We start from the raw sequence: 16,778 nt of genomic DNA, 5'->3' as shown, positions 1-16,778 counted from the left end.
CATCACACCATGACGCGCGAGTCGGAGTCCGGACTGCCGATCGAGCCGGTCTACGGGCCCGGGGCCCTCCAGGGCTGGGACCCGGCGGAGAAGCTGGGGGAGCCCGGTGCGTACCCGTACACACGGGGCGTCTACCCGACCATGTACACGGGCCGCCCCTGGACGATGCGCCAGTACGCCGGCTTCGGCACGGCGGCGGAGTCCAACGCCCGCTACCGGCAGCTGATCGCCCACGGCACCACGGGACTGTCGGTCGCCTTCGACCTGCCGACCCAGATGGGCCACGACTCCGACGCCCCGCTCGCGCACGGCGAGGTCGGCAAGGTCGGGGTGGCGATCGACTCCCTCGACGACATGCGGGTGCTGTTCGGCGGGATCCCGCTGGACCAGGTGTCCACGTCCATGACCATCAACGCCCCCGCCGCCCTGCTGCTGCTCCTGTACCAGCTGGTCGCGGAGGAGCAGGGCGTGCCGGGGGGGAAACTCACCGGGACGGTCCAGAACGACGTGCTGAAGGAGTACATCGCCCGGGGCACGTACATCTTCCCGCCGAAGCCGTCGCTGCGGCTGGCCGCGGACATCTTCCGGTACTGCCGGACGGAACTGCCGCGCTGGAACACGATCTCGATCTCCGGCTACCACATGGCCGAGGCCGGCGCCTCGCCCGCGCAGGAGATCGCGTTCACGCTGGCCGACGGGGTGGAGTACGTGCGCACCGCGGTGGCGGCGGGCATGGACGTCGACGACTTCGCCCCGCGCCTGTCGTTCTTCTTCGTGGCGCGGACGACCCTGCTGGAGGAGGTCGCCAAGTTCCGTGCCGCGCGCCGGATCTGGGCCCGGCTGATGCGCGAGGAGTTCGGCGCCCGCGACCCCAAGTCGCTGATGCTGCGCTTCCACACCCAGACGGCCGGGGTGCAGCTGACGGCCCAGCAGCCCGAGGTGAACCTGGTGCGGGTGGCGGTGCAGGGCCTGGCCGCCGTCCTCGGCGGTACGCAGTCGCTGCACACCAACTCCTTCGACGAGGCCATCGCCCTGCCCACCGACAAGAGCGCCCGCCTGGCCCTGCGCACCCAGCAGGTCCTGGCCCACGAGACCGACGTCACCGCCACCGTCGACCCCTTCGCGGGCTCCTACGCCGTCGAGAGCATGACCGACGACGTGGAGGCGGCTGCGCTGGAGCTGATGCGCAAGGTCGAGGACCTGGGCGGCGCCGTCGAGGCCATCGAGCGGGGCTTCCAGAAGAACGAGATCGAACGCAACGCCTACCGGATCGCCCAGGAGACCGACTCCGGCGAGCGGGTCGTGGTCGGCGTCAACCGCTTCCGGCTGGACGAGGAGGAGCCGTACGAGCCCCTGCGCGTCGACCCCGCCATCGAGGCCCGGCAGGCCGAGCGCCTGGCCGCCCTGCGCGCCGAACGCGACCAGCCCGCCGTGGACACGGCCCTGGCCGCCCTGAAGAAGGCCGCCGAGGGCGAGGACAACGTCCTGTACCCGATGAAGGAGGCGCTCCGGGCCCGGGCGACGGTGGGCGAGGTGTGCAACGCGCTGCGTGAGGTGTGGGGCACGCACGTCCCGTCGGACGCCTTCTGACCGGCCGGGGCGGACCGTATCCGGGCGCCGGACCCCCGTGCGACACTCCTGTGCATGTTCGGCGTCATCGATCTGCCCACCTACCTGGCGGGCCTCGTCCTGATCATCCTGCTCCCCGGCCCCAACTCGCTCTACGTGCTGTCGGTGGCCGCCCGCCGCGGTGTGCGGGCCGGGTACACCGCCGCCGCGGGGGTCTGGTGCGGGGACGCGGTGCTGATGACACTGTCCGCGGCCGGGGTCGCCTCGCTGCTCCAGGCGAACGCCGTGCTGTTCGGGATCGTGAAGTACGCGGGGGCCGGCTATCTGACGTGGCTGGCCCTCGGGATGCTGCGGGCCGCGTGGGGCATGTGGCGCACGCGCGGTCAGCGGGCGGCCGCCGCAGGTGAGGCCGCAGCGCCCGCCGCGGAGCGGCCGTTCCGCCGTGCCTTCGTCGTGAGCCTGTTCAACCCCAAGGCGATCCTGTTCTTCGTCGCCTTCTTCGTGCAGTTCGTCGACCCGGCGTACGCCTACCCCGCCCTGTCCTTCGTCGTCCTCGGCGTCCTGGCGCAGCTCGCCAGCGTGCTCTACCTCAGCGCGCTGATCTTCGGCGGCACCCGGCTGGCCGCCGCCTTCCGCCGCCGCAGGCGCCTGTCGGCGGGGGCGACCTCGGCGGCGGGCGCGCTGTTCCTCGGCTTCGCGGTGAAGCTGTCGCTGACGAGCGGCTGAGACGGCGCCTGCGTCACGCCCGCCGCGCCCGGGCCCGCCGCACCGCACGGGTCACCACCGGCGGCAGCAGGTCCTTGACGAGCCGGCGGGTCCGGGAGGGGGCGGGCCGGGCCGGGCGGGCGGCGTGGGCCTCGGTCGTGGCCTCGGGGGCCGCGGACTGCGCCGGCACCGGCGGCACCGGAGGCACGTAGTGCCGGGAGGTCGGGAAGGGCGGCGGCTTCATGCCCCGGGACCGGGTCCGGATCAGCCGGTGCCCGGCGGCCTCCTGCACGCTCACTCCCACGTCCGTGCGCGGCCGCAGCATCTCCAGCAGCTCCTCCTGCAGCGGCCCGGGGTCGCCCCAGGTGCCGTACATCTTCTGCGTACTGAGGCAGATCGGGCGCAGGCCCCGGTTGAGGACGGCCTCCCAGGCGGCGACCGAGACACCCGGGGTGTGCTCGGAGCGGAAGTCGTCGAGGACCACGATGCCCTCGGGCCGCAGGAGTTCGCGGGCCGCGCCGATGTCGCCGTGCACGTGCTCGTACAGGTGCGAGGCGTCGATGTGGACGAAGCGGCAGCTGCCGGGGGCCACCCGCTCGGACACCACCGAGCTGGGGGCCGCGATCACCGTGGGCAGGGTGTCGTGGAAGGAGAGGTAGTTCCGCTCGAAGGCCTGCCGGGTGAGCGTGGCGTACGACTGGGAGGACTCCGCCCGGTTGGCCTCGTCCGGGGCGTCGCCCTCGAACAGGTCGCAGACCGTGAACGTCTCGCCGTCGTTCAGGTGGTGGCCGAGCAGGATCGCGCTCTTGCCCAGGTAGACGCCGAGTTCCAGCAGGTCGCCGTGCGTGCGGTGGTTCTGCTGCCGCTCCAGGAACCAGGTGAAGAGCATCTGGTCCAGCGGCGGGAACCAGCCCGGGACGTCGGCGAGTTCGCCGGGGTGCTTGTCGGTGGCTTGTGCGTGGGTCATGAGGCGAGCCTTCTCCCTGAGCGTTGCCCTGAGCGACGGCCGGCTGAACGTCCCGTGAACAGCTCAGCGGGCCCTGGCCAGCGCCGCCCGCAGCCGTGGTGTCAGCGGCTTTTCCACATACTTGTGCAGCAACCACGCCAGCAGCAGCATTGACCCCGCCGTCAGCGGGAAAGTCGCCGCCGATGGCAGACCGAGACCGCGGTGCAGGGCGTGGATCGCCACCCAGCCGAGGTGCTCGTGGACCAGGTAGAAGGGGTACGTCAGCGCACCCGCGACCGTCAGCCAGCGCCAGTTCGCCCAGCGCAGCCAGCCCAGCGCGATCGCCGCGACCGCCACGAACCCCAAGGTGACGACGAGGACGATGCCGGTGGAGGAGCGGAACGAGAAGCCGCCCGCGTCGGGCGCGTGCCACAGCCCCTGCACCGCGTAGTGCTGCCCGATCAGCCAGCTCACCGCGACGATGCCCCAGCCGTGGACGTCCCGCCGGTCGAGGTGGACCAGGTAGAGGCCGACACCGCCGATGAAGAAGGGCGCGTACTCGGGCATCAGGACGATGTCGAGCAGCGGCAGGTGCGCGTTCTCGGCGACGACGGCCGCCAGCGTCCAGCCCGCGCAGAACAGGATGACCCGCTGGCGCGTCGCCCCGGGCAGCACCACGCACAGCGCGAACAGGGCGTAGAAGCGGACCTCCGCCCACAGCGTCCAGCACACGCCGAGCACCCGGTCCACGCCCAGCGGCATCTGCAGCATGGTCAGGTTCACCAGGGCGTCGCTCGGCGAGACCGCCTCGTAGGCCACCACCGGCAGTGCGAAGACGGCCGTCACCAGCACGACCGCCACCCAGTAGGCGGGCAGCAGCCGGGAGGCGCGGGAGGCGAAGAACGACGTCAGCGGCCGGCCCCAGCCGCTCATGCAGATCACGAACCCGCTGATGACGAAGAAGACCTGCACACCGAGGCAGCCGTAGGCGAAGTACTCGTGCAGCGTGGGGAACTGCTCCTTGGGCGAGGTGCCCCAGGCGTCGGTGACCTCGCCGTCGCGCCCGCCGTAGTGGTAGGCCGCCACCATCAGCGCGGCCACCAGCCGCAGTCCGTCCAGGGCGCGCAGCCGGCCGGCGGACCGCTCGCGGCGCCGCCGGGGGACGGTCGTGGCGCCGGGTCGTTCGGCCGGCGCGGTGGCACCGGGCTGGGCGGTGGGGGTGCTGACGACCGTCTCGGTCACGCTGAAAACCTCTGTGTGGCTCGTCCGTCCTGAGCCGCCTGTGGGCGGGCAGGGCGCCTGTCACCCTAGGACGGGAAGGGACGCAATTCCGTTCGATGGCAACAGGCTTCGCCTGCCGGTTTCCACGGGTTCATCTGGATGCCGCCGGGCGGGCCGCCGGGCATGCCTTTTCAGCGGCGTACCGCCTTGCGCAGGGCCCGCGCCCGCCGGACCACCCGGCGTGCCGTGGAATTGCGCGGCAGGAACGCCAGCCGTTGCGGAATTCCGCCCGGCAGTCCCAGCGAGGTGAGCCGGCGCTTCTTGAAATACCGCCGGGTGCGCGGCCCCAGATGGCCGGAAAGGAACTGTTCCGCCTGCGGGCGCAGCTCGGGGTAGATCTGCGGCTGCATGGTGAATCCGACGGCGGTGAGCAGTCCGGGCAGCCGCTCGGCGGGCAGTACGTCGCCGTCCCCGCCGCCGCCCAGATCGGGCAGCAGCGCGTCCGCCAGGGTGGTGGGGATCCGGTTGCTGTTCTGGTACGGCGTCAGCCGCTCCAGCAGCAGTTCCGTGCCGATGCGCGCGACCGGCAGGTCGTAGAAGGAGGAGGCGGTGAACAGGGCGGTGGAGAAGCAGCCGACGACCAGGGCGGGCCGGGCCCGGTCGAACAGCACCTCGGCCAGTACGGGCGTGTCCAGCACGGTGAGGTCCACGCCGAGCTTGTCCGCCTCGGTCTCCAGGGCGCGGCTGTAGCGGGCCGGTGCGGTCGGGTGCGGCTTGAAGACGACCGTGCGGTGGCCGCGGGCGACGGCGCCCCGCATCATCCGCACGTGCAGGTCCTCTTCCTCCTCGGGGGAGAGGATGTTCAGCGCCGACAGGTACTGGCCGAGCAGCAGCGCCGCGTCGCCGGGGACGGCGGGCAGTTCGGGCACGGTCTCGGTGACCTCGCCCAGCACCTTCAGGAACGCGGGCGTGGGCACCAGCCGCGCCGGCACGCCGAACTCGGTGAGCAGCATCGGCGTCAGCCCCGGCACCAGGTCCAGGTGCAGCAGCCGCCGCACGCGCGTGCCGACCAGCGGGTCGAGCTTGTTGCGCGTGGGGCCGTAGCTCATCAGGCCGTCGGCGTACACGTCGATGGGCGCGTCGGTGAACAGCTGGGCCACCGTGAGGGCGGGCGCGACCTGGAGGGACTCCAGGACCAGGCTGACCCGGTCGTCGCCCAGGCCCCACAGCATCCGCAGGTAGCGCTCGAAGAGCGGGACGTCGTCGGCGCGGGGTGCCCAGGCGCCCGGGTGGAAGGGGCGGATGGCCTCGTTCCAGGAGAGCACCTCGTCGAAGTGCGAGCGCAGCGGCTCGAAGCCCGGCATCTCGTCCAGGGCCGGGGTGGTCTCCGGCGTCGCGGAGTTGTTGAACACCAGCAGCACCCGGCGGTCCGGTTCCTCGAAGAGGTCGGAGTCGATCGCGGCGGCCAGGGTGGCGACGCCGTACAGCGTCGAGGCGCAGAAGATCTGGGTCGTCCCGGGCATCAGGCGGCCGCTCCCGTCGCGGTCACCCGGCGCCGCAGCCGCCGCAGCTTCGCCGAACGGTCCATGTCCATGGCCTCCAGTGCGTCAGCGAGCGCGTCCTGCGGCATCCGCTTGATGGCCGCCGCGCTCATCGACCGCAGCTGCCGCGCCACGGCCGGTTCGAACCTGTCTTCGTTGGAGAGGTGGTGGGCGATGATCGCGCAGTAGGTGCGCACCGCCTTGGGCAGCAGCCGGTCCGCCTCCCGGTCGGCGGCCGTCTCCTCGATCACCTGGTCGAAGGCCCGGATGAAGTCGAGCTGGCGGACGTCGCCGATCTGGGTCAGGGACGAGGCCACCCCGCGCCGGTAGAACACGCCCAGCAGGCTCACCACGGCGAACGAGTCCGCCTCCCGGTGCAGCTTCCAGATCCACGGCCGGTCCTCGGCCGTGCGCAGCCCGTCGGTGAAGTGCAGCACTCCCTTGTCGAGCAGGCGGCGGTGATAGGCGCCGGCCCAGGCGTAGGCGTAGTCGACCGAGGTGGAGCGGTGGGCGGGCAGGATCGCCTCGCGCGGGTCGAACGCCTCCCAGCGGCGGCCGACCGGGACCCGGTGCACGGAACGGGCGCGCGCGGTCGCCTGCACGTGGTCGGTGCGCACGAAGTCGCACCCCAAGGTGTCCATGGCGGACACCAGTTCGGTGAGGTAGCCGGGGGCGAGCCAGTCGTCGCCGTCCAGGAACGTCAGGTACTCGCCCCGGGCCGCGTCCAGACCGGTGTTGCGGGCGGTGGCGAGACCGCCGTTCTGCTCGTGTCGGATGTAACGCACCTGCGCGACATCCGAAAGCTCCTCGGCCGCCCGTTCGAGAATGGCCGGGGTTTCGTCCTTCGAATGGTCGTCGACCAGGATGAACTCGAAATCCGGGTCGGCGTTCAGCCGGAGGCTTCTGAGGGTGTCCGGGGCATATTGGCGCACGTTGTAGAACGGCACGATCACGGAAAGCTTAGGCACCCGCGAAACGTTAGGAGCCTGCCCGGCAGCGCAACTTTCCGATGGACGTACGCCGGGTGAACTCAATGTGTCAGAACGGTGCACCCCGTGTACTTCCCGCTTTCCAGCGGGCCAGTTCGGCTCTCGGTGGGGTGTTGTTAACGTTTCGTTGAGTCGCGGTTCCGCCATACCTAGGATTCGCTTCCTAGCGTCATCGACGTGCCAGCAAGTACACCGAAGCGCCCGCGAATCGCCGTCCTCGCGGACAGCGACACCCGATGGAAATGGGGTGCGCTGACCGCGGACCGCATCGCCCCGGGACCGTCCATGGAAACCGGAGCCCGCGAGAGCGCGCAAGTCGGCCCCGCCCTCGACGGATTCCTGCTGCGCGGCCGGGCGACGCCCACCCCGCGCCAGCTCCGGGAGGTGGGCGTGCGCGCCGACTCGCTGCGGGAGGTCACCGCGGTCGAGTTCCTGCGCACCATGGCGGAGGAGTCCTACGACGTCCTCGTCCTCGCCCTGGTCGGCGGCGGTGTGCAGGCGATGCTGCACGGCCTCGGGCGCGTCTGGGAGCACCGCACCACGCGGCCCGTCGTCGTCACCGGCTACGTCGGCGTCGTCTACGAGAAGCTCGCCGACGGCCTGCTGCTGCGGCACGGCGCGGACCTCGTCCTCGCCAACTCCCGCCAGGACGCCGAGCGTTTCCGGGCCGTCTACGAGGGAGTGGGCGCCGACGCCTCCTCGGTCACCGAGGTGGCCCTGCCGTTCCTCGGCGGCGCGCCGTACGCAGGCGGACACGACGCCCCTGCACAACAAGGCCGCAGGCCCTACACGGTGGTCTTCGCCGCCCAGCCCTCGGTCCCCGAGAGCCGCAAGGACCGTACGTACCTGCTGAACCGCCTGGTGCAGCACGCCCGCCGGCACCCCGAGCGCGAGGTGCTGCTGAAGCTGCGCTCCCGGCCGGGCGAACACACCACCCACATCGAGGAGCTGCCGTACCAGAAGCTGGTGCAGCGGCTCGACCCGCCCGCCAACTTCCGCCTGGTGTACGGAAACATGGGCGAGGTCCTCGACCGCACCGACCTGCTGGTGACGGTCAGCTCCACGGCCGCCCTGGAGTCGCTGCACCGCCGCATCCCCACGGTCGTCCTGACCGACCTCGGCGTGCGCGAGTCCCTCGGCAACCACCACTTCGTCGGCTCCGGCTGCCTCGCCTCCTGGGACCAGCTCGACGCCGGTCACCTGCCCGAACCGGACGCGGAGTGGGTCGCCCGGCAGGGCGTGGTGGCCGACGGCTCCTACGACTCGGCCTTCGACGCGGCCCGGACACGCATCGCGAAGCTGCTCGACCGGCCCGGCGGGCTGCCCCCGCTGACGCCGTACTACACCCCCGTCACCGCGCCCGGCTATCTGCCCGGCATCCTCGCCCGCCACCACCTCGGCCCCGACGGCACGCCGCTGCCCGGCGCGCCCGCCGCCGACAAGGAGCCCGGACCGGTCCGGCAGATCGTGCGCCGGGCGGCGCGCGGCGCCTACCGGCACGGCGTGCAGCGCGTGGCGCCCGTCATCCGGCGGATGGGCGAGCTGTGAGCCGCCCGATCCCTCGTCAAGGAGCGAAGACCATGTCCCACCCGGAAGCGGGCCACAGCGCCTCGGTGCGCCGCGTCCTCGCGGTGATCCCCGCGCGCGGCGGCTCCAAGGGCGTGCCCGCGAAGAACCTCCTGCCGGTCGGCGGCGTGCCGCTGGTGGCCCGCGCGGTCCGCGAGTGCCTCGCCTCCCGGCTGGTGACGGACGTCGTCGTCTCCACCGACGACCAGGCCATCGCCGCCGCCGCCCGCGAGGCCGGCGCCGAGATCGTGCTGCGCCCCGCCGCGATCGCCGGCGACACCGCCACCTCCGAGGCCGCCGTGCTGCACGCCATGGACGCGCACGAGGCCCTGCACGGGGCGCAGGTGGACGTGGTCCTGCTGGTGCAGTGCACCAGCCCGTTCATCGTCCGCGAGGACGTGGACGGCGTCGTCGAGGCCGTCGCCGCGGGCGGCGCCGACACCGCGCTGACCGTGGCACCCTTCCACGGCTTCGTGTGGCGCAACGCCGACGACGAGGCCGACGAGGCGACCGCCGGCACCGTCGCGGAGGCCGACGCGGCCGTCGGCGGCGGCTACGGCATCAACCACGACAAGTCCTTCCGCCCCCGCCGCCAGGACCGCCCCCAGGACTTCCTGGAGACCGGCGCCGTCTACGGCATGGACGCCGGCGGCTTCCGCGAGCACCGGCACCGCTTCTTCGGCCGCACGGAACTCGTGCGCACCGACCCCGCCCGGGTCCTGGAGATCGACGACCCCCACGACCTGGCCCGCGCCCGGGCCCTGGCCCCGCTCTTCGACGCGGACCGGCCCGGCGCCCTCCCGGCCGCCGGCGACATCGACGCGGTCGTCCTCGACTTCGACGGCACCCAGACCGACGACCGGGTGCTGATCGACTCCGAGGGACGGGAGTTCGTCTCCGTGCACCGCGGGGACGGACTCGGCATCGCCGCGCTGCGCGACAGCGGCCTGAAGATGCTGATCCTGTCCACGGAACAGAACCCTGTGGTCGCCGCCCGGGCCCGGAAGCTCAGGCTCCCGGTGCTGCACGGCATCGACCGCAAGGACCTCGCGCTGAAGCAGTGGTGCGAGGAGCAGGGCATCGCGCCGGAGCGCGTGCTCTACGTCGGCAACGACGTCAATGACCTCCCGTGCTTCGCCCTCGTCGGCTGGCCCGTGGCGGTCGCGAGCGCCCACGACGTCGTGCGCGGCGCCGCACGCGCGGTCACCACCGTCCCCGGTGGCGACGGCGCGATCCGAGAGATCGCCAGCTGGATCCTCGGCCCCTCTCTCGATTCCCTCACCAAGTAAGGACATCTCCTGCCATGAGCACCAACTCCCGTATCCGCCAGTTCGGTTCGCGTGAGGTCGGCCCGGGCAAGCCGGTCTACGTCTGCGGCGAGATCGGCATCAACCACAACGGCGAGCTCGAGAACGCCTTCAAGCTCATCGACGTGGCGGCCGAGGCCGGCTGCGACGCGGTCAAGTTCCAGAAGCGCACCCCGGAGATCTGCACCCCGCGCGACCAGTGGGACATCGAGCGCGACACCCCCTGGGGCCGGATGACCTACATCGACTACCGCCACCGCGTGGAGTTCGGCGAGGACGAGTACCGCCAGATCGACGAGTACTGCAAGGAGAAGGGGATCGCCTGGTTCGCCTCCCCGTGGGACACCGAGGCCGTCGCCTTCCTGGAGAAGTTCGACGTCCCCGCCCACAAGGTCGCCTCCGCCTCCCTCACCGACGACGAGCTGCTGCAGGCGCTGCGCTCCACGGGCCGCGCGGTGATCCTCTCCACCGGCATGTCGACGCCGAAGCAGATCCGCCACGCGGTCGAGGTCCTCGGCTCGGACAACATCCTGATGTGCCACGCCACGTCGACCTACCCGGCGAAGGCGGAGGAGCTCAACCTGCGGGTCATCAACACGCTCCAGCAGGAGTACCCGAACGTCCCGATCGGCTACTCCGGCCACGAGACCGGCCTGCAGACCACCCTCGCCGCGGTCGCCCTGGGCGCCACCTTCGTCGAGCGCCACATCACCCTCGACCGCGCCATGTGGGGCTCGGACCAGGCCGCCTCCGTCGAGCCGCAGGGCCTGACCCGCCTCGTCCGCGACATCCGCACGATCGAGGCCTCCCTCGGCGACGGCGTGAAGAAGGTCTACGAGTCCGAGCTGGGCCCGATGAAGAAGCTGCGCCGCGTCACCGGTGTGGTCGCCGAGGCGGAGATCGCCGCCGCGGCGGGCGAGCCGGTCGGCGTCTGAGCGCACCACCCCCACCACCCCCCTACGACGGGACGGTCGTACGTCGATGAGCCCCCGCGCCGGGAACGCCGGCCCCCACACTCTCGCCTTCGTCGAGAGCCCGGTACAGCTGCTGAACGTGCTGGAGTGGGCGCACGCGCACGCGCCCGGCGTGGGGCTCACCCTCGTGGTGCTGTCACCCGTCGACCCGATGACGCGCGGCCAGCTGCGGCGGATGTCCGACCTGGCCCGCGACGAGGGGCACGAGGTCCGCTGGGAGGAGGCCCGCGGCGGGCCCCTGGCGCCCTTCCGGACCATCGGCGGCCTGACCGGCCTGCTCCGCGGGGCGCGCCGGATCGTGCTGGGGGACCCCTTCTCCCGCTACGTCCAGCTGCTGCTGACGATCACCCGCGCCCGTGACCTGGTCGTCGTCGACGACGGCACGGCGACGATGGAGTTCGTCGGGCAGCTGGCCCGGGGCGAACGCCTGGTGCGCTGGCACCGCAAGGGCGGCCGCCCGGGCCCGCGGGACCTGCTCTTCGCCCCGGTGTCCGCCCGGGCCCGCCGCCGCCTCACCCCCGGCGGCGGCCGCCGTGTCGCGATCTTCTCCTCCATGCCGATGGAGGAGACCCCGGCGGGCGTCACCGTCACCGCCAACGAGTTCGCCTGGACCCGGGCCCGCTTCGGTCCGCCGCGCATCACCAAGGGCGCGGACCTGGTGGGCACGTCCCTGGTGGAGACGGGCGTGGTGGACGCCGACCGCTATCTGGACGCCGTCCGCGCCCTGGCCAGGACCCACGGCGCCACGCGCTACTTCGCCCACCGCCGCGAGAACACCGACAAGCTCCACCGCCTCGCGGTCGAGACCGGCCTGGAGATCGTCCGCCCCGAACTCCCCCTGGAGCTGATCGCCCGCCGCGGCCCCATCGGCCGCACGATCCTCAGCTTCCCGTCCACGGTCGTCCACACCCTCCCCCTCGCCCTCTCCGGCACGGAGGTCCGCGTGGCGGTCTGCGACATCGACCCGTCCTGGCTGACCCGAACGGCCTCACCCCGCGCGCAGGGTTTCCTGTCGGGCGTGACGGGGACGGCCCGCGATGTGGATCGGGTGGCGGGGTCGGGGGCGCAGGCCGGGGCTGAGGCTGCGGAGAAGGCGGCGGTCACGGACACCGAGGATCCGCCCGGCCCGGGTGGGCCGAGCGGCACGGGCGGCCCGGACGCCTCCGGCGGCCCGGCTCAGGCGACGGACCCGACGAGCGAGACGGACCCCGGGGGCGCGACGGGCAGGGCGACGCCCGCGGAGACATCCGGCACCGCGGGGTCGGCGGGTGCGGTGGATGCGGTGGGCGAGGCGCCCGCCGCGGGACTGCCCGGCAGGGCGGGGAGGACGAGGTTCGCGGCATCGCCCGGCCCCGTGGACCTGACCGGTCCGGCCGGTCCGGCCGGGACGCCGGTGGCCGCGGGCTAGGAGGGGGAACCGGCGCTTACGGCGCCGGCGACTGCGTGTGGCGGCCCGGCGGACCTCGGCCTGTGCACCACCGCCCTTCGCCCGCTTTTCCGTGCCCGCCGTGGTCGGCCGGGACCCCTCAGTCCGTTCGAGGCCTCGCGGCCGGGACGCCGCCGCCCGCAGGCTTGCGGGCCAGCAGGAACGCGCGCGGCATCTTCTCCCCGTCCTCCGGTTCGCGCAGCACCCGGGCGTACAGCTCCAGGCCCGCCGCCGTGAGGAGCGCGGCGACCGTGTCCGGCGTGCGCCAGTGGAAGTCGAGGCGGATCTCCTGGCCGTAGCGCTCGGTCAGGCGCAGCCGGCCGTTCTCGTCGCCGGACTGGAAGCCGAGCAGGACGGGTGCGCCCGGCACCAGGACGCGGTGCAGCTCGGCGCAGACCGACGGCAGGTGATCGTCCGGGACGTGGATGACCGAGTACAGCGCGACTGCGCCGCCGAGGGTCTCGTCCGCCAGGTCCAGGGACGTCATCGAACCGACGTGGAACCGCAGCCCGGGGTGCGCCCGCCGCGCCAAAGCCACCATGCGGGGCGAGACGTCGATCCCGAACACCGGCAGGCCCAGAGCGTGCAGCCGGGCCGTCACGTACCCCGGACCGCTGCCGAGGTCGGCGACCGGAGGCCCGGACGCCACCGCCCCGCGCGCCCCGGCCAGCCGTACGAAGGCCGTGAGCAGCGCTTCCTCCAGCGGTCTCCCGGCCAGACTGTCGGGATGCTCGGCGGTGTAGGCCTCCGCGATGGCGTCGTACGAGGCCTGCGTGGACTTCAGGAACCCGGGGCTGTCGGCGCGCACGGGGCGCACCCTATCGGCGCCGGGCGTCCGGCAGACGAACGCGCCGGTGTTCGCCGCGCACGGCGTGGTATCCGTGAAGGAGTATGGATGGATACCGGAGCTGTGACCCGGGTGTGCTCGATGTCACACTCCACGGGTCGCGGCGACCGGCTCGGCCCCCAAAAGACGGGCGAGTGTACCCATCTCAATTGACAGCTATGCGTCCGGCGGTCATATTTTCTTCCCCTAACGGGCTGAAGTTTTGTTGATCCAGGGTCAGGCAACCGCCGCGGCGCCCTACCCTTCAAAGGGTGAAGCCACTGATGTCACTGGAGTCCGAGGTCGATCTTCCCGGGGGAGCGGTGCTCCCCGGCGCGCTGCCCGACGCTCTGCGCGCCGAGCTCATCGCGTTCCGGCGCGACCTGCACATGCACCCGGAGCTCGGCAACCAGGAGTTCCGCACGACGGCCGCGATCAAGGAGCGGCTGGAGAGGGCCGGGCTCAAGCCGCGCGTCCTCCCCGTCGGGACCGGCCTCGTCTGTGACATCGGCGTCTCCGGCGCGCAGTGGGACGGCGGTCCCAGCATGCTCGCCCTGCGGGCCGACATCGACGGCCTGCCCATCCCGGACACCAAGGCCGACTGCCCGTACCGCTCGACCGTGCCCGACCGCGCGCACGCCTGCGGCCACGACGTGCACACCACCGTCGTCCTCGGTGCCGGTCTCGTCCTCGCCGAACTGCACAAGCGGGGCCAGCTGCCGCGTCCCGTCCGGCTGGTCTTCCAGCCCGCCGAGGAGGTGCTGCCCGGCGGCGCCGCCGACGCCATCAAGGGCGGGGCGCTGGAAGGGGTCGGCGCGATCATCGCCCTGCACTGCGACCCCCGGGTGGACGCGGGGAAGATCGGACTGCGGGAGGGGCCCATCACCTCCGCCTGCGACCGGCTGGAGATCGGCCTCGACGGCCCGGGCGGCCACACCGCGCGCCCGCACCTCACGACCGACCTGGTCACCGCCGCCGCCCGCGTCGTCACCGACGTCCCGGCCCTGGTCGGCCGGCGCTTCGACAGCCGCAGCGGGCTCGCGATCACCTGGGGCCGCATCGAGTCGGGCCACGCCCCGAACGTCATCCCGCAGCACGCGGAGCTGTCCGGCACCGTGCGCTGCCTCGACATCGAGGCGTGGCGGCAGGCGCCGGACGTGGTGGTCGCGGCGATCGACGAGATCGCGAACCTGTACCGCGCCAAGTCGGAGATCAACTACGTCCGCGGCGTCCCGCCGGTCGTCAACGAGCCCGGCGTGACGGAACTGCTGCGCGACGCCATGATCGCCCGCCGCGGCGTCGAGTCCGTCATCGGCACCGAGCAGAGCCTCGGCGGCGAGGACTTCTCCTGGTACCTGGAGCACGTCCCCGGCGCGATGGCCCGACTGGGCGTCCGCACCCCCGGCGAGCGCCACGTCCGCGACCTGCACCAGGGCGACTTCGACGTCGACGAGTCGGCGATCACGGTCGGAGTGGAACTCTTCACGGCAGCGGCCCTGGTCGACGGCCTCCGCTGACCCCCGCGACCGGGGGGCCCGCCCAGCCCCCGTCGGCTCGGCCGGGGGAGCTCGGCCGGGGGCAGCCCGCATCCCGCGTCCCTCATCGCCCCGAAGGTACGCCCAGGCCTCTCGGCTCGGCCGGAGAGCTCTCGTGGTCCCGGGTGCACACCCGCGCCTCTCGGCTCGGCCGGGGAGAGCTCTGATTGATCCCGGGGGCACGCCCAGCCTCCTCCGCCCGGCCGGCCCGCAGCCGGCAACCCTCATCGTCTCGGGGGCGGGCGCGGCCCCTCAGCTCGGCTGGCGGCGGCCCGCAGCCCTCATCGTCCCGGGGGAGGGTGCGCGGCCCCGTCACTCGGCTGGAGGCGGCCCGCAGCCCGCATCCTCCCGAGGGCGGGAGGGCGCCCCGTCCTCTCTGCTCGGCAGGGGTATTCGTCTCGAGGGCGGGGGCCCGGCCTCGTCCGCCCGGCCGGGGCGACAGCCCCATCGCCTCGGAGGGCGGGCAGCCCCATCCGTTCGGGGGGTGCGGGCGGACCTCAGCATCTCGTGGCGTCCGGTCGTCGTCGTCATCGTCTCGGGGGACCCGGGCGGGCCCTGCTTCGGGGACCGAGGCGGGCCCCTACCGTCTCGGCGGACGGGCAGCCTGGCAGCCCCCGTCCGCTCGGGGCGCGGGCGGCCTCGTCGTCTCGCGGTTCCCGTGTCGCGACCCTGGATCGCGCCACGGCCCGTATCCGATCCGCCCCCGCGGCGGCAGCGGGGGCACCCCCTCAGCCTCCCGGCCGACGCGGCCAACTCCCCCTTCTTGGGGGGCGTGGGGAACTGCGCGACCAGCCCCACCCCACCGCTCCCGAACCACGAACCCGGCCCCCACGCACCTCCCGGGCACCTCTATGCACCCCCAACCTCACCCCACCCCACCCCCCAGCACCCTCCGGTTGCGCCCCCCGCACCCTCGGGAGAGCCTGGTGCGCGTGACGAGCAGGCACACGCCGTGTCCCCGAGCGCACCTTTCGACCCCGTTCGATCCCACGGTTCACAAGGGCGTAACCGGCCAGCGGCACGAATGGATAACGGCACCGCGGCGACCCGTTCCCAGGAGTGTCTACGCGCGTTAATGTGCGCCGAACTGAGCACCCGCTGCGGAGCTTCGGAGAATGGGGAACTTCAGATGCGTCGGATTTCGAAACTGACCCGCGTCGCGGTGGGGGTCGCGTCGCTGGGCCTCGTCGCCACGGCCTGTGGCGGCACCAGCAGTGACAGTGGCGACAGCGACAGCAGCGACAAGGGCGTCGCCATCGCCTACGACGTCGGCGGCAAGGGTGACCAGTCCTTCAACGACGCCGCCTATGCCGGTCTGACCAAGGCCAAGGACGAGTTCGGCTACAAGACGGCCGACATCGAGCCCACCGAGGGCGAGACGGACGCCGACAAGGAGCAGCGGCTCGCGTCGCTGGCCAAGCAGGGCTACAACCCCGTCATCGGCGTCGGGTTCGCCTACGGCCCGGCCATGAAGGCGGTGGCCCCGAAGTACCCGGACACCACCTTCGGCATCGTGGACTCCGTGGTCGAGGGCAAGAACGTCGCCTCCCTGGTCTTCGCCGAGGAGCAGGCCTCCTACCTCGCCGGTGTCGCCGCCGCCAAGGCCACCAAGTCCGACGTCGTCGGCTTCGTGGGCGGCGTGGACATCCCGCTGATCCAGAAGTTCGAGGCCGGCTACAGGCAGGGCGTCACGGACACCAACCCCAAGGTCAAGGTGCTGTCGCAGTACCTGACGCAGACGGCGGAGGAGGGCGGCTTCTCCAGCCCCGACAAGGGCAAGGCCGCCGCCGAGGGCCAGATCGAGAAGAAGGCGGACGTGCTCTACGCGGCCGCCGGCCTGTCCGGCCAGGGCGTGATCGAGGCCGCCGCCAAGGCGAAGGTCTGGGCGATCGGCGTCGACTCCGACCAGTACAAGCAGGCCGCTCTCGCGCCGTACAAGAACTACATCCTCACCTCGGCGCTGAAGGATGTCGGCGGCGCGGTCTACGCGCTCAGCAAGTCGGTCCACGACGACAAGCCGCTGAGCGGCACCCAGACCTTCGACCTGAAGGTCAACGGCGTCGGCCTGTCCGAGTCGAACCCCGAGTACGCCAAGGTCGAGGGTCTCAAGGAGGCCGTGGACAAGGCCAAGCAGGGCATCGACGACGGCTCCATCAAGGTCAACACCGAGTGA

12 protein-coding genes and 1 pseudogene are annotated in these 16,778 nt (G+C 72.5%); 8 read left to right on the top strand and 5 right to left on the bottom strand.

The features are described 5' to 3' along the window. Window positions 1-9 precede the first annotated feature (9 nt). Both ABZY20_RS06085 and leuE read left to right on the top strand, forming a co-directional pair. The gene (locus ABZY20_RS06085; protein ID WP_356437201.1) at window positions 10-1,590 is read left to right on the top strand and encodes a methylmalonyl-CoA mutase family protein; all 1,581 of its coding nucleotides are present in this window, start codon (window positions 10-12) and stop codon (window positions 1,588-1,590) included. A gap of 54 nt (window positions 1,591-1,644) precedes the next feature. Further along, entirely contained in the window at window positions 1,645-2,295 is a 651-nt protein-coding gene (gene leuE / locus ABZY20_RS06080; RefSeq protein WP_356437198.1) for a leucine efflux protein LeuE, read from the top strand. 13 nt (window positions 2,296-2,308) lie between these two features. Here the strand turns inward: leuE and ABZY20_RS06075 are convergent, their stop codons facing one another. The 4 genes from ABZY20_RS06075 to ABZY20_RS06060 all read right to left on the bottom strand — a co-directional run bounded on the left by ABZY20_RS06075 (window position 2,309) and on the right by ABZY20_RS06060 (window position 6,950). Continuing rightward, entirely contained in the window at window positions 2,309-3,241 is a 933-nt protein-coding gene (locus ABZY20_RS06075; RefSeq protein ID WP_356437195.1) for a class I SAM-dependent methyltransferase, read from the bottom strand. A 63-nt stretch (window positions 3,242-3,304) separates the two neighbouring features. Then, window positions 3,305-4,462, bottom strand: coding sequence for an acyltransferase (locus tag ABZY20_RS06070; protein WP_356437192.1), 1,158 nt, complete (start codon window positions 4,460-4,462; stop codon window positions 3,305-3,307). 170 nt (window positions 4,463-4,632) lie between these two features. Then, complete coding sequence (locus ABZY20_RS06065) at window positions 4,633-5,964, bottom strand: alpha-2,8-polysialyltransferase family protein (protein WP_356437189.1); 1,332 nt, start codon at window positions 5,962-5,964, stop codon at window positions 4,633-4,635. Next, complete coding sequence (locus tag ABZY20_RS06060; RefSeq protein ID WP_356437186.1) at window positions 5,964-6,950, bottom strand: glycosyltransferase family 2 protein; 987 nt, start codon at window positions 6,948-6,950, stop codon at window positions 5,964-5,966. Before ABZY20_RS06060 ends, ABZY20_RS06065 begins: the two co-directional genes overlap by 1 nt. Window positions 6,951-7,148: 198 nt before the next feature. Between ABZY20_RS06060 and ABZY20_RS06055 the strand changes: the two genes are divergently transcribed. From ABZY20_RS06055 to ABZY20_RS06040, 4 genes and pseudogenes are all read left to right on the top strand, one after another. Beyond that, window positions 7,149-8,519 carry a DUF6716 putative glycosyltransferase gene (locus ABZY20_RS06055; RefSeq protein ID WP_356437183.1) on the top strand — a complete coding sequence of 457 codons (1,371 nt, stop codon included), beginning with the start codon at window positions 7,149-7,151 and terminating at the stop codon, window positions 8,517-8,519. A 32-nt stretch (window positions 8,520-8,551) separates the two neighbouring features. Further along, window positions 8,552-9,826 (top strand): N-acylneuraminate cytidylyltransferase, encoded by a 1,275-nt coding sequence (locus ABZY20_RS06050; RefSeq protein ID WP_356437180.1) that lies wholly within the window; start codon window positions 8,552-8,554, stop codon window positions 9,824-9,826. Between the two features lie 14 nt (window positions 9,827-9,840). Further along, the gene (locus ABZY20_RS06045) at window positions 9,841-10,779 is read left to right on the top strand and encodes an N-acetylneuraminate synthase family protein (RefSeq protein ID WP_356437177.1); all 939 of its coding nucleotides are present in this window, start codon (window positions 9,841-9,843) and stop codon (window positions 10,777-10,779) included. Window positions 10,780-10,825: 46 nt separating this feature from the next. Beyond that, window positions 10,826-11,869, top strand: a pseudogene (locus tag ABZY20_RS06040) (hypothetical protein); the annotation flags it as partial. A 475-nt stretch (window positions 11,870-12,344) separates the two neighbouring features. On the opposite strand, the gene ABZY20_RS06035 reads toward ABZY20_RS06040, so the two are convergent. Continuing rightward, a complete protein-coding gene (locus ABZY20_RS06035; RefSeq protein ID WP_356437174.1) occupies window positions 12,345-13,052 on the bottom strand; it encodes a class I SAM-dependent methyltransferase in 708 nt (235 codons plus the stop codon). 302 nt (window positions 13,053-13,354) lie between these two features. Between ABZY20_RS06035 and ABZY20_RS06030 the strand changes: the two genes are divergently transcribed. After that, on the top strand, window positions 13,355-14,587 hold the full coding sequence (locus tag ABZY20_RS06030; protein ID WP_356437428.1) for a M20 family metallopeptidase: 1,233 nt from the start codon (window positions 13,355-13,357) through the stop codon (window positions 14,585-14,587). 1,147 nt (window positions 14,588-15,734) lie between these two features. Next, complete coding sequence (locus ABZY20_RS06025) at window positions 15,735-16,778, top strand: BMP family ABC transporter substrate-binding protein (protein WP_356437171.1); 1,044 nt, start codon at window positions 15,735-15,737, stop codon at window positions 16,776-16,778.

The organism is Streptomyces sp. NPDC006624 (assembly GCF_040611555.1).
Classification (GTDB): domain Bacteria; phylum Actinomycetota; class Actinomycetes; order Streptomycetales; family Streptomycetaceae; genus Streptomyces.
The sequence above is the reverse complement of the archived record's forward strand: the minus strand, read 5'-3'. Positions and strand labels throughout refer to the sequence as shown.